Raw genomic sequence first — 13,059 nt, 5'->3', positions numbered from 1 at the left:
CAGTTTATGGGCATTCTCGATTTCCTCAGTGGACAGTTCATCGATGTCATCCACTGGACCGACGACACCCGCGACACGATGGTCTGGCGGTTCGAGCGGCAGGGCCACGAAATCAAGTACGGCGCCAAGCTGACGGTGCGCGAAGGTCAGGCGGCGGTCTTCGTGCATGAAGGGCAGCTGGCAGACGTGTTCACGCCCGGGCTCTACATGCTCGAAACCAACAACATGCCGATCATGACCTCGTTGCAGCACTGGGATCACGGCTTCCAGTCGCCGTTCAAGTCCGAGATCTATTTCGTCAACACCACCCGCTTCAACGACCAGAAATGGGGCACCAAGAACCCGATCATCTGCCGCGATCCGGAATTCGGCATGGTCCGGCTGCGCTCCTTCGGCACCTATTCGATGCGGGTCTCGGACCCGGGCAGGTTCCTGCAGGAAATCGTCGGCACCGATGGCGAGTTCACGTCGGACGAGGTCAGCTACCAGATTCGCAACATCATCGTGCAGGAGTTCAGCCGCGTTGCAGCGTCGTCGGGGATTCCGGTGCTGGACATGGCCGCCAACACCGCCGATTTCGCCAAGATCGTCACCGAGGCGATCAAGCCCGCGATTGCCGCCTACGGCCTCTCGATACCGGAATTCTATGTCGAGAACATCTCGCTTCCCGAGGAAGTCGAGAAGGTGATGGACAAGCGCACCTCGATGGGGATCGTCGGCGACATGGGCAAATACATGCAGTTCAACGCCGCCGAGGCCGTCGGCCAGCCGGGCGGTGCCGCCGGCGGCGCGATGGCGACCGGGATGGGTGCCGGCATGGGCATGGCCATGGGCGGCGCGATGGCCGGCATGGGCCAGCCCGGCCCGTGGGGCGCCGTGCCCGCCGGTCCGGCGCATGCTGCCGCCGCGGCCCCGCCGCCGCCTCCCCCGCCGCCGGTCGAGAAGGTCTGGCACCTCGCGGTCAACGGCCAGACCAGCGGCCCCTATGGGCGCGGCCACCTTGGCCGGATGGTTACCGAAGGCAGCTTCACCCGCGAGACCCTGGTCTGGGCGCCCGGGCAGGACGGCTGGACCAAGGCCGGCGAGATCGACGAGCTGGCGCAGCTCTTCACCGTGATGCCGCCGCCCCCGCCGCCGCCCGCCGGCTAGGCGCGGACCTTCACCAAGAGCACATCCTGGCGCCAGAGCATTGATTTCGGAATGAGCTTCATATCGCGTGCGCAATCGATCGGCCCCAAGGGGCCGCGCCCCGGTAGACGGGCCGGGCCCCGCCCGGCCTGCCGCCCGCGGCCCGCGACCTGCACCCGGTCCAGCCGGCGAGCGCAGCCATGGCGCTGACCGATATCCCGGCCGCCGGCGGGGCGGGCGACGAACACCGCTTTCCCTGCCACACCTGCGGCGCCGATCTGCGCTACAAGCCCGGATCGGACGATCTGATCTGCGACCATTGCGGCGCGATAGAACCGATCCCCGGCAACGGCAGCGGGGACCGCGCGGCGCGGGAACTGGACTACAATGCAGCGCTGGACAACCGGCTGGCCCCCTCGACGATGGAGGAGACCCGCGTCACGCGCTGCCCGAACTGCGGTGCGCTGGTCGAGTTTCACGGCGCCAGCCATGCCACCGAATGTGCCTATTGCGCGACGCCGGTGGTGATCGGCACCGGGGCGCATCGGCAGATCAAGCCGCGCGGGCTGCTGGCCTTCCGGCTCTCGGAACCCGAGGCCCGCGAGGCGATGACCAAATGGCTGGGCAAGCTGTGGTTCGCGCCGAACGGGCTTCGGGAATATGCCCGCAAGGGCCGGACCATGGACGGCATCTACGTGCCCTACTGGACCTTCGATGCGCAGACCGAAAGCGACTATTCCGGCCAGCGCGGAGATGCCTATTACACCACCCGCACCGTCGTCCGGAACGGCAAGACCAAGACCGTGCGCGAGCGCCACATCCGCTGGTCGCCCCGGCGCGGCCATGTCGCGCGGTTCTTCAACGACGTGCTGGTGCTGGCCTCACGGGCCCTGCCGAAACGCTATACCGAGGCGCTCGATCCCTGGGATCTCGACGAATTGCGCGACTACCGGCCGGAATATCTCGCCGGGTTCAGCGCCGAGGGCTACACGGTCGAACTGACCGAGGGCATGGCCGAGGCCCGCGCCTACATGGATGGTGTGATCCGTCAGGACGTGCGGCGCGACATCGGCGGCGACGAACAGCGCATCCATTCGGTGAACACGGTGCTCAGCGACGTGACCTTCAAGCACATCCTGCTGCCGGTCTGGATGGCAGCCTACAAGTACAACGGCAAGAGCTTCCGTTTCGTGGTCAACGCCCGCACCGGCAAGGTCAGGGGCGAACGGCCCTGGTCGGCCTGGAAGATCGCCTTCGCGGTGGTGCTGGGCCTGATCGTGGCCGGGATCGCGGCCTATGTCTACACGCAGAACCAGTGATCCCGACGGACCAGCCGAAACCGGGGCCACCCTGCGGTGACCCCGGCCCGACATCCGCAGCAGGGACGCCTCCTAGCCGCGGGTGATCTTTATCGATTTGGCGTTGCTCTTCTGCGCATCGCGCTTGCAGACCGACACGGTCAGGACGCCGTCCTTCATCTCTGCCGAGACCTTGTCGGGATCGGCATCGGGCGGCATCCGGAAGCTGCGCTGAAAGGCGCCGTACTGGCGTTCCGTGAAGAACCAGGTATCGCCCTTCTCTTCGCGCTCCGAGGTTTTCTCGCCCTTCATGGTCAGCACATCGTTGTCCAGGGTGATCTCGACATCGTCCTCGGACACCCCCGGCAGTTCCACCGAGACCCTGTAGACATCGCCGTTGGCGGTCGCTTCGGCGGCGGGGGCCACCCATTCCGCGAGGCGCTGCCCGAAGGCCCGCAGCGGATCGGTCAGACTGGGCCAGAGGCCCGTTGTATGAGCTTTCTCGACCATCACACACTCCATTGTCGAATCGTGTGAGGCGAGTATGCGCCACGCGCCACGCGCTTCCTTGACCTTGATCAACCGCGCCGAAATGCGACGTTACGACAACGGTCGCCGGGCGCGGCCAGGCCGGATCCCGCTTGGCTCCTGGAAATGCGCAGGTCGTCATGGAGTAGAACATCGTCGCCCCCCCGGTTGATCCGCCAGCCCGGACGCAGCTTACATTGCGTAAAGACGAAGGGATGGCGGCGTGCCGGCCTCTCGACCCGGCGAACACGTCGAATTAGGGTGGCGCGACGGGTTCGGCCGGGAAGGATGTGACGATGATCTTGAGTTGCGGCGAAGCGCTGATCGACATGTTGCCACGCGAAAGCCGGGACGGCGAAGCCTGCTTTGCCCCCTATCCCGGCGGCGCGGTCTTCAACACCGCCGTCGCGCTTGGCCGTCTCGGCGCCCCGTCCGGCTTTCTCTCGGGCCTGTCGCGCGACATGTTCGGCGACCAGCTTCTCGACGCGCTCGGCGCCAGCAAGGTCGATGCCTCGCTCTGCGTCCGCTCGGACCGGCCCTGCACGCTCGCCTTCGTCAGGCTGGTGAACGGCCAGGCCAGCTATGCCTTCTACGACGAGGCGACCGCCGGGCGGATGCTGTCCGTTGACGACCTGCCGGCGATCCCCGACAGCACCACCGCGATGTTCTTCGGCGGCATCTACCTGGCCAAGGAACCGGCCGGCGCCAGCTATGAGGCACTGATGACCCGCGAGGCCGGCCGACGGGTGACGATGCTCGACCCCAACATCCGCCCCGGTTTCATCACCGACCCGGACGCCTACCGCGCCCGCGTGGCCCGGATGCTGGCGCTCTCGGACATCGTCAAGCTTTCCGACGAGGATCTGCACTGGCTCGAAGGCGCCGGAGACCTGACCGCCCTGGCGCAGGGCCTTCTGGCCAAGGGACCGAAACTGGTGCTGATCACCGAAGGCGCCAGGGGCGCCACCGCCCATATGGCGCGCGGTTCGGTGCATGTCGCCTCGCAGCGTGTCAGCGTGGTCGATACCGTCGGCGCCGGGGACACGTTCAATGCCGGCGTTCTGGCGGCACTGCACCGGTCCGGCAAGCTGAGCAAAGCCGCCATTGCCGCGCTGAGCGACGACGACCTGCGCGAGGCGCTGACACTGGGCGTGCGCGCCGCCGCCGTCACCGTCAGCCGCGCCGGGGCCAACCCGCCCTGGGCTTCGGAACTCTGACGATGCGGGCCCTTGTCCAGAGAGTGTCCGAGGCACGGGTCAGCGTCGCCGGCGAGGTGCTGGGCGAGATCGGGCCGGGCCTTCTGGTGCTGGTCTGCGCCATGCAGGGCGACGGCCCCGCCCAGGCCGAGACGCTGGCCGGCAAGATCGCCAGGCTGCGGATTTTCCGCGACGCCGAGGGCCGGATGAACCGCTCTCTGCTCGATACCGGCGGCGCCGCGCTGGTGGTCAGCCAGTTCACCCTGGCCGCCGATACCTCGCGCGGCAACCGCCCCGGCTTCTCCAGCGCCGCCCCGCCCGAAGAGGGCCGGCAGCTCTACGAAGCCTTTGCTGACGCCCTGTCTGCACTCGGCCCGAAGGTCGAACGCGGACGCTTCGGTGCCGACATGTCCGTCGCGCTGGTCAATCAGGGGCCGGTGACGATCTGGCTGGATACCGAAGCCTGACCCGGAAGCAAGACCCTAGCAGCCGCCGGCATACATCATCACCCAATAGGGTCCGTGCGGCCCGCCCTCGGCATAGGCCACACCGGCCAGCCGGACCTTGCGGTTCAGGATATTGGCGCGGTGATGCGGCGACCCCATCCACATCTGATAGATCTTGACCGGGTCCTTGTAGCCATAGGCGATGTTCTCGGCCAGGGCGCTCTTCCAGCGGCACCCGGCCCGCTTGGCGCGCGTCGCATGGGATATGCCGCCGGCCCCGTTGTGCGAGAAGTTGCCGGAACGGGCCATGTAGCAGGCATGACCCTGCGATGCCTTGACCAGGGACGAGGTCATCTTCAGCGGCCTCAGCCCGGCCTTTGCCCGTGCCGCATTGACATTCTTCAGTATCACGGCGCCCGCGGCGGCCACGTCGCCGGGCACCTTGCAACTCGCCGCCTGCGCCAGGCCCGGAAGCCAGAGCGCCGCCAGCAAGGCGACCAGAGCGGTCATTCTACGCATCGAAAGTCCTTTCTTACTGCTCGCCGGCAGCCTAGCAGAAACACCCACGCCGCGAAATGCCCGCAGCCCATACACGTCATGGGACGGCGGCTGGCTGCTTTCCACGGCCCCGCGCCGACGCGCCAAAAGGTCGCCTCCGCAAGCCTGCGGCCTGTGACCCGCGGGGCAGATACCGGCCCTGTTGCTGCCGGCCGCGCCCCGGGGGGTTCAGCCCGGCTCCCGCTTGCTCCGGATATTGGTCATGGTCTGTTCCATCGACCCCAGGACATGCCGGGTCATCAGCTCGGCGGCGCGCGCCCCGTCATGGTCCGAAATCGCCGCGATCAACGCGCGGTGCTCGTGCAGCACCGCCTTGCGGCGCGACAGCGACACTTCATGCCCGCGGTTCAGCGCCCCCAGGATATCCCGCTGCCGCCGCCACAGGGTCAGGGCCTGACTGTTGTAATGCCGCGCATAGATGATCTGATGAAACTCCAGATCAAGCTGCGAATGCCGCTCCAGGTCGGCGAAATCCAGCTCCTCGATCGCCTCGGCGGTCGCGGTCAAGCGCTCGATCTCGGGCCTGGTGACGACACCGCAGAACCATTTGACCAGATAGGGCTCGATCAGCATCTGCATCTCGAGAATGCCGCGGGCATAGTCCTCGTTCACCTGCCGCACCCGGGCGCCGCGGTTCGGCTCGATCACCACGAACCCCTCCCCCCGAAGCTGCTGCAGGGCCTCGCGCACCGGGTTGGTCGAGGTGTTGTAGCGTCTGGCCAGCTCGCTGACCTTCAGCCGGGCGTTGGCCGCCAGCCCGCCGGACAGGATCTCGTTGCGGATCGTCTCGTAAAGCGTCGCCCGGCTGCCGGCGTCACCGCAGCCAAGCCCTCGGGCGCCCGCCGGCCCGGCCTGCAACTTGTTCGAACTGAGCTGGACCGCCCCCAAGGGCGGCACGGTTCGGTATACCATCGTCACGTGATAGGCGATCACGGCATGGATCGCCAAGCCCCTGCCCCTGTCCGCGGGGCACAAAAGGGCGATTTGCCCAAAAAATCAGCGCCCTGACACCGGCCCTTGAATCCCGGCCCCGGCAGGGGGACAACTCCCCCGATCAGTCAGGGAGCGACGCGGAATGAAACCGGTGGGAATTGGCATCGTCGGCCTCGGCAATATCTCCGGCACCTATCTGGCGGCAGCGGCGGGTTTTCCATTGCTCGACATCCGCGCCGTCGCCGATCTGAACCCCGAAACCGCCGATCGGGTCGCCGCCGAACACGGGCTTCGCGCCCTGCCGCTGGACGCGATCTTCACCGATCCCGAGGTCGAGGTGATCCTCAACCTCACCATCCCCCGTGCCCATGTCGAGGTCGGGTTGCGGGCGATTGCCGCGGGCAGGCATGTCTATTCCGAGAAACCCCTGGGCATCAGTTTCGCCGAAGGCCGCAAGCTGCTGGAGGCCGCAGAGGCCGCCGGGCTGCGGGTCGGCGCGGCGCCCGATACCTTTCTCGGCGGCGGCCATCAGACCGCCCGCGCCCTGCTCGATTCCGGCGCCATCGGCAAGGTGATCGGCGGCACTGCCGTCATGGCCGGCCCGGGCCACGAACGCTGGCACCCCGATCCGGACTTCTACTACGACATCGGTGGCGGCCCGATGCTGGACATGGGCCCCTATTACCTGACCGACCTGGTCAATCTGCTCGGTCCCGTCGCCAGCGTCGCGGGCGTCTGCACCACCCCGCGCAGCAGCCGCACCATCGCCTCCGGCCCGCGCCAGGGCGAGGTGATCCCGGTCCGGGTGCCCACCCATATCGCGGGCCTGCTGCATTTCGTCTCCGGCACCACGATCCAGATCACCATGAGCTTCGACGTCCAGGCCCACCGCCAGAGCCATATCGAGCTCTGGGGCAGCGCCGGCTCGCTGATCGTCCCCGACCCGAACCGCTTCGGCGGCCGGCCCGAGCTGTGGCGCAGCGGCAGCGACTGGACGCCGCAGCCGGTCACCCTGCCCTTCGCCGAAGGCAACCTCCGCTCGCTCGGCCTTGCCGAGATGGCCGAGGCGATCCGCATGGACCGTCCGCACAGGGCCTCGGGCGCGCTGGCCCTGCATGTGCTGGAGGTGATGGAGGCCATCGGGCGGGCCGGCGAGGAAGGCCGCATGATCGAGATCACAACCGACATCGACCGGCCGGCGCCGCTCGGCCCCGGCCCGGCCACAAGCAAGGACTGACAGGATGAAACAGGCACTGATCTTCTGGGGCGGATGGGACGGCCATGACCCGCAACCGGGGGCCGGTATCGTCGCCGCCATGCTGCGCGACGAGGGTTTCGTCGTCCGGGTCGAGGAAGGCACCCAGGTGCTGGCCGAGACCGATCCGGCGGCCTTCGACCTGATCGTGCCGATCGTCACCATGTCGAAGATCGAGACGGCCGAGCTGGCGGCCCTGGTCGCGGCGGTCGAATCCGGCACCGGCCTGGCCGGCTATCACGGCGGCATGGGAGACAGTTTCCGCGACGCCCCCGAATACCAGTTCATGACCGGCGGCCAGTGGGTCGCGCATCCGGGCAACGTGATCGACTACACCGTCGAGGTGATCCGCGGCGACGATCCGATCATGGCCGGTCTCCCGGCCAGCTTCCCCTATCACTCCGAGCAATATTACCTGCACACCGACCCCTCCAACGAGGTGCTGGCCGTGACCCGGTTCAACGGCGAACATGCCGACTGGATCGACGGGGTGGTGATGCCGGTGGTCTGGAAACGCCGGCACGGCAAGGGGCGGGTCTTCTATTCCGCCCTCGGCCACCGGGCCACCGAATTCGAGGTGCCCGAGATGGCCACGATCCTGCGCCGCGGGATGCTCTGGGCCGCCCGCTGACGCCCCTCTTCCGGCTGCTTCACCTGGGAAATATCCCGGGGGGGAGCGCGCCCGCGCGCGCGGGGGGCAGCGCCCCCCGGAGGCCCTCGGGGCCGACGCGGGCGGGCGAGGGCTCCGGCGGGGCCCCGAGCCCGGCCGCCGGTCGCCTACTTCCAGGTCCGTTCCAGCAGCGCCAGCCAGTTCTTGTGGGCGATCTTCTCGATCAGCGCGTCGGAATAGCCATGCTCGGACAGCGCCGCCAGCAGCTTCGGCAGACCGGTCACGTCCTTCATGTCGCTCGACAACGTGGCGCCGTCGAAATCCGATCCCAGCCCGACCCGGTCCTCGCCCAGCCGCTCCAGCAGGTGATCGAGATGGCGCAGATAGGGCTCCCAGCCGGCAAAGGGCTTCTGCCTGCCGTCCTCGCTGAGGAAGCCGGTGGCATAGTTCAGCCCCACCAGCCCGTTCGAGGCGGCGATCACGTCCAGCTGCCGATCGGTCAGGTTGCGGGCCGAAGGCGTCACCGCATGGGCGTTGGAATGGGTCGCCACCAGCGGCGCGTCGGACAGTTCGGCGATGTCGTCAAAGCCCTTCTCGTTCAGATGGCTGAGGTCCAGCATGATGCCGAGCTTGTTGCATTCCCTGACCAGCGCCTTGCCCGCCGCGGTCAGCCCCGGCCCGGTGTCGCCGGTCGAGGGATAGCGGAACGGCACCCCGTGGCCGAAGATCGTCGGCCGCGACCAGACCGGCCCCAGCGAGCGCAGCCCCGCCGCGTGCCAGACATGCAGCGCGTCGAGGTCCTCGCCGATCGCCTCGGCGCCCTCCATATGCATGATCGCGGCGACGATGCCCCTGGCCATGCAGTCCCGGATTTCGGCGACCGAGGTGCAGATCTTGAGCGTCCCGGTCCGCTCCAGCCAGCGCAGATGCCCGGCCATCGCCAGCGCCACCGGCGCCGCCTGCTCGACCCCGATCAGCTCGGGCAGCGGAACGTCATAGGGCGGATTGTCCATCATCGCCTCGAACTCGGGCGCGTCATGCGCCGTGGGCGAGGAGATGTAGATCGCGAAGAAGCCGCCCGCGAAACCACCGGCCTTGATCCTCGGCAGGTCCAGATGCCCTTCCCCGTTGCCCTTCAGCCAGATCTCCTCGCGATGCGCAGGGTCCTGCAGAAGCCGCAGCAGAAAGTCGTTATGGCCGTCGAATACTTGGATCATGGGGTCTCTCGGGGTCGATGGGTTTGGCGGAAATGCCGGATCAGGCGGGCGTGTAGCCCTCGGAGGCCGCCAGCAGCTGGCGGGTATAGTCGGTTTCGGCGCGATGTGCCTGCAGGGCGGCGCGGGTCAGTTCCTCGACCTGGCGCCCGTGCTGCATCACCACCAGCCGGTCGCACATATGCGCCACCACGGCGAGGTCGTGGCTGACCATGACATAGGTCAGACCACGCGCGCTGCGCAACCCGTCGAGCAGGTTCAGCACCTCGGCCTGGATCGAGGCATCGAGCGCCGAGGTCGGTTCGTCCAGCAGCAGCACCGAAGGTTCCAGGATCAGCGCCCGGGCAATCGCGACCCGCTGACGCTGACCGCCGGACAGCTGGTGCGGAAAGCGGAACCGGAAATCCGACCCGAGCCCGACATCGGTCAGCGCCTTCTCGATCCGCTCCTCGCGGTTGTCGAACCCGTGGATCGCCAGCGGCTCCGACAGAACCCCGTCGATCGTGTGCCGCGGATGCAGCGAGGCATAGGGGTCCTGGAACACCATCTGCACCTGCCGGTAGAAGGCCGCGTCGCGGGGATTCGGCAGGTCGCGGCCGTCCAGCTTGATGGTTCCGCCCGATACCGGGGCGAGGCCGCAGATCGCGCGCAGCACCGTCGACTTGCCCGAGCCGCTTTCGCCGACGATGCCGAAGCTTTCGCCCTCGGCCACCGCGAAGCTGGTGCCGCGCACCGCCCGCACCACGTCGCGTCCGCTGCGGAAGGTCACGTCGAGATCGCGCGCCTCGAGCTTGGCCACCTTGTCGTTCACTCCAGCCATGCCGCATCCCTTTCCAGCACCGGCAGCGGCCGCTGGTCGTCGTCGATCTTCGGCAGGCAGTTCATCAGCCCGCGGGTATAGGGATGCTGCGCCTTCGACAGGTCGCGGGCATCCAGTTCCTCGACCACCCGGCCGGCATACATCACCAGCACCCGGTCGCAGAAGCTGGAGACCAGGCGCAGGTCATGGCTGATGAAGATCAGCCCCATGCCGCGGTCGCGCACCAGCCCGTCGAGAATCCGCAGCACCTCGACCTGCACCGTCACGTCCAGCGCCGAGGTCGGTTCGTCGGCGATCAGCAGATCCGGCTTGGTGACCAGCATCATCGCGATCATCGCGCGCTGGCCCATGCCGCCGGACAGTTCGTGCGGATAGGCGCGGAAGACCCGTTCGGGATCGCGGATCTGCACCGCTTCGAGCATCGCCATCGCCTCGGCCTTCGCGGCGCCGCCGCCCGAGTAGCGCAGCGCCTCGATCAGCTGCCGGCCGATCGTCATCACCGGGTTCAGCGAGTATTTCGGGTCCTGCATCACCATCGACATCCGGCTGCCGCGCAGGCTGCGCCAGGTCCGGGCCGAGGCGTTGCGCAGGTCGATGCCGTCGAATTCGAGCCGGTCGGCGGTGGCCTTGCCGGGCGGCGGAGTCAGGCCGAGGATGGCGCGGCCGGTCTGCGACTTGCCCGAACCGCTCTCGCCGACGATGCCGAGCCGCTCGCGGCCCAGCTCGAAGGTGACGCCGCGGACCACTTCCGAGGGGCCCTGCCGGGTCGGGAAAGTGACCCGCAGATTCTCGACCGAGAGCAGGCTCATCGGGCGTCCCCATGGGGACGGGGGGTCAAATTGTTGATATTCATCAGTTTTCCGTGGGGACACCGAGTATGGTTAACGATTTCCTGTTCCGGAAGCCCGGCGCCCGGGATGCGGGACCGGGTCCGGGGGGCTGCCGGCCCCCCGGACCCCCCGGGAGTATTTCCGACCCAAAGATGTGGTCGCGAGGAGGGGCTTGCCGGGTTCATTTCCGCGCCTTCGGGTCGAGCACGTCGCGCAGCCCGTCGCCGAGCAGGTTGAAGGCCAGCGAGACGGTGAAGATCGCCAGGCCCGGCATGGTGGCCACCCACCACTGGTCGATGATGAAGCGGCGCCCGTCGGCGATCATCGCGCCCCATTCCGGCTGCGGCGGCTGGGCGCCGAGGCCGAGAAAGCCGAGCCCGGCGGCGGTGAGGATGATCCCGGCCATGTCCAGCGTCACCCGGATGATGACCGAGGACATGCAGAGCGGCACCACATGTTTCCAGATGATCCGGGCCGAGCCGGCGCCCTGGAGCCGGGTCGCGGCGATATAGTCCTGGTCGCGGATCGTCAGCGTCTCGGCCCGCGCCAGCCGCGCATAGGGCGGCCAGGAGGTGATCGCGATGGCGATGATCGCGTTCTCGATCCCGGGGCCGAGCGCGGCGACGAAGGCCAGCGCCAGGATCAGCCGCGGGAAGGCCAGGAAGATGTCGGTGATCCGCATCAGGATCGTGTCCACCCAGCCGCCGAAATAGCCCGCCACGGTGCCGACCAGCAGCCCGATCGGGGTGGCGATGAGGGCGACGAGGGTGACGACCAGCAGGGTCAGCCGGGCACCGTAGATGATCCGGCTGAGGATGTCGCGGGCCTGGCCGTCGGTGCCCATCCAGTGCTCCCAGGAGGGCGGCAGCAGCCGCTCGGTCCTGAGGTCGCCGCCGATGGTCGGATGATAGGGCGCGATGACATCGGCGAAGATCGCCAGGAAGATCAGCGCCAGCACGATGCCGAGGCCCAGCATCGCCAGCCAGTTGCCGCGGAAGGCCAGCCATGTGCGGTAGGCCTGGCCGAGCCGGGCCTGGCGCCGCGACTGCGGCCGGTCGGTCAGCAGCCATTCGCGCCGGCTGCCGCCTGTCGGGGTGGGAAGCGCTGTCATCGCACCCTCCTGCTGCGCGGGGTTTCGGTCTGCACGCCCAGGCGGGCGGCCGGGTCGTCGGAAAGGCGGCTCATGTGCGGCGCCTCACGCGCGGATCGAGCAGGGTGTAGAGCAGGTCCGACAGCAGGTTCAGCCCGATGTAGATCGTGCCGATCACCAGGGTGCAGCCCAGCACCGCGTTCATGTCGGCCTTCTGCAGGCTGTTGGTGAGATACTGCCCCAGCCCCGGCCATGAGAAGACCGTCTCGGTCAGCACCGCGCCTTCCAGCAGCCCGGCATAGGAGAGCGCGATCACCGTCACCAGCGGCACCGCGGCATTGCGCAGCGCATGGACCCAGATGATCCGCCGTTCCGGCACGCCCTTGACCCGGGCGGTGGTGATGTATTCCTGGCCCAGTTCGTTGAGCATGAAGGACCGGCTCATCCGGCTGATATAGGCCATCGAGAGGTAGCCGAGCAGCGCGCCGGGCAGCGCGATATGGCCGACGACATTGCGGAAGGCCGCCCATTCGCCCTGCATCGCGGTGTCGAGCAGCATCAGCCCGGTGCGGTTGGTGAAGGAATATTCGAAGGAGATATCGACCCGCCCCGGCCCGCCGATCCAGTGCAGCCTGGCATAGAACAGCAGAAGCCCCAGCAGGCCGAGCCAGAAGATCGGCGCCGAATAGCCGATCAGCCCGACCACGCGGACCACCTGGTCGGCCAGCTTGCCCTGGCGGACCGCCGCGAAGACGCCCAGCGGCACGCCGAACAGGGTGCCGATCAGGATGCCGACCGTGGCCAGTTCCAGCGTCGCCGGGAACACCCGGGCGATATCCGAGATGATCGGCCGCTTGGTCAGGAAGCTGTCGCCGAGATCGCCCTGGAAGACCTGGCCGAGATAGATCAGGAACTGCTGCCAGATCGGCTTGTCGAGCCCGAGTTCGATGAAGGTGCGGTCATAGACCGATTTCGGCGCCCGGTCGCCGATGACCAGGATCACCGGGTCCACCGGCACCACGCGGCCGATGAAGAAGGTGATCAGCATCAGCCCGAGCATGGTGACCGCGACGGTCCCCAGAATCCGCGCCAGCGCGGGAACCCATTCGGGAAGGGCGCGCCGGCGCCCTTCCCCCAGATCAGCATCGGCCAT

Annotated in this window: 14 protein-coding genes; 6 read left to right on the top strand and 8 right to left on the bottom strand. The window is 67.9% G+C overall.

Annotated features, from left to right (window positions below):
• Positions 1–6 precede the first annotated feature (6 nt).
• Together NUW50_RS01065 and NUW50_RS01060 are read left to right on the top strand one after the other, a co-directional pair.
• Positions 7–1,149, top strand: a complete 1,143-nt coding sequence (locus NUW50_RS01065; RefSeq protein WP_258287200.1) for an SPFH domain-containing protein — start codon at positions 7–9, stop codon at positions 1,147–1,149.
• Between the two features lie 179 nt (positions 1,150–1,328).
• Positions 1,329–2,447, top strand: coding sequence for a primosomal protein N' (replication factor Y) - superfamily II helicase (locus NUW50_RS01060; RefSeq protein WP_258287199.1), 1,119 nt, complete (start codon positions 1,329–1,331; stop codon positions 2,445–2,447).
• Between the two features lie 72 nt (positions 2,448–2,519).
• On the opposite strand, the gene NUW50_RS01055 is transcribed toward NUW50_RS01060, so the two are convergent.
• Complete coding sequence (locus NUW50_RS01055; protein ID WP_258287198.1) at positions 2,520–2,936, bottom strand: Hsp20/alpha crystallin family protein; 417 nt, start codon at positions 2,934–2,936, stop codon at positions 2,520–2,522.
• A gap of 314 nt (positions 2,937–3,250) precedes the next feature.
• Here NUW50_RS01055 and NUW50_RS01050 point away from each other — a divergent pair, with 314 nt between their 5' ends.
• Entirely contained in the window at positions 3,251–4,171 is a 921-nt protein-coding gene (locus NUW50_RS01050; RefSeq protein WP_258287197.1) for a carbohydrate kinase family protein, read from the top strand.
• Positions 4,172–4,173: 2 nt separating this feature from the next.
• Positions 4,174–4,617 carry a D-aminoacyl-tRNA deacylase gene (dtd, locus tag NUW50_RS01045; RefSeq protein ID WP_258287196.1) on the top strand — a complete coding sequence of 148 codons (444 nt, stop codon included), beginning with the start codon at positions 4,174–4,176 and terminating at the stop codon, positions 4,615–4,617.
• A gap of 15 nt (positions 4,618–4,632) precedes the next feature.
• Here dtd and NUW50_RS01040 read toward each other — a convergent pair whose 3' ends face one another.
• Positions 4,633–5,115 (bottom strand): CAP domain-containing protein, encoded by a 483-nt coding sequence (locus NUW50_RS01040; protein ID WP_258287195.1) that lies wholly within the window; start codon positions 5,113–5,115, stop codon positions 4,633–4,635.
• 207 nt (positions 5,116–5,322) lie between these two features.
• Complete coding sequence (locus tag NUW50_RS01035) at positions 5,323–6,102, bottom strand: GntR family transcriptional regulator (protein ID WP_258287194.1); 780 nt, start codon at positions 6,100–6,102, stop codon at positions 5,323–5,325.
• Between the two features lie 127 nt (positions 6,103–6,229).
• Here NUW50_RS01035 and NUW50_RS01030 point away from each other — a divergent pair, with 127 nt between their 5' ends.
• Positions 6,230–7,324, top strand: a complete 1,095-nt coding sequence (locus tag NUW50_RS01030) for a Gfo/Idh/MocA family protein (RefSeq protein ID WP_258287193.1) — start codon at positions 6,230–6,232, stop codon at positions 7,322–7,324.
• A gap of 4 nt (positions 7,325–7,328) precedes the next feature.
• The gene (locus NUW50_RS01025) at positions 7,329–7,973 is read left to right on the top strand and encodes a ThuA domain-containing protein (protein ID WP_258287192.1); all 645 of its coding nucleotides are present in this window, start codon (positions 7,329–7,331) and stop codon (positions 7,971–7,973) included.
• Positions 7,974–8,119: 146 nt separating this feature from the next.
• Here the strand turns inward: NUW50_RS01025 and NUW50_RS01020 are convergent, their stop codons facing one another.
• The 5 genes from NUW50_RS01020 to NUW50_RS01000 form a co-directional block, all read right to left on the bottom strand.
• Positions 8,120–9,169: a dipeptidase gene (locus NUW50_RS01020; RefSeq protein WP_258287191.1), complete on the bottom strand. Its 1,050-nt coding sequence runs from the start codon at positions 9,167–9,169 to the stop codon at positions 8,120–8,122.
• 40 nt (positions 9,170–9,209) lie between these two features.
• The gene (locus tag NUW50_RS01015) at positions 9,210–9,986 is read right to left on the bottom strand and encodes an ABC transporter ATP-binding protein (RefSeq protein ID WP_258287190.1); all 777 of its coding nucleotides are present in this window, start codon (positions 9,984–9,986) and stop codon (positions 9,210–9,212) included.
• On the bottom strand, positions 9,974–10,795 hold the full coding sequence (locus NUW50_RS01010) for an ABC transporter ATP-binding protein (protein ID WP_258287189.1): 822 nt from the start codon (positions 10,793–10,795) through the stop codon (positions 9,974–9,976). Before NUW50_RS01010 ends, NUW50_RS01015 begins: the two co-directional genes overlap by 13 nt.
• A gap of 202 nt (positions 10,796–10,997) precedes the next feature.
• Positions 10,998–11,927, bottom strand: coding sequence for a nickel transporter permease (gene nikC, locus NUW50_RS01005; protein ID WP_258287188.1), 930 nt, complete (start codon positions 11,925–11,927; stop codon positions 10,998–11,000).
• 70 nt (positions 11,928–11,997) lie between these two features.
• Positions 11,998–13,059, bottom strand: a complete 1,062-nt coding sequence (locus NUW50_RS01000; protein ID WP_258287187.1) for an ABC transporter permease — start codon at positions 13,057–13,059, stop codon at positions 11,998–12,000.

It is taken from the genome of Frigidibacter sp. ROC022, assembly GCF_024723735.1.
In the GTDB taxonomy this organism is placed as follows: domain Bacteria; phylum Pseudomonadota; class Alphaproteobacteria; order Rhodobacterales; family Rhodobacteraceae; genus SLM-1.
The sequence above is the reverse complement of the archived record's forward strand: the minus strand, read 5'-3'. Positions and strand labels throughout refer to the sequence as shown.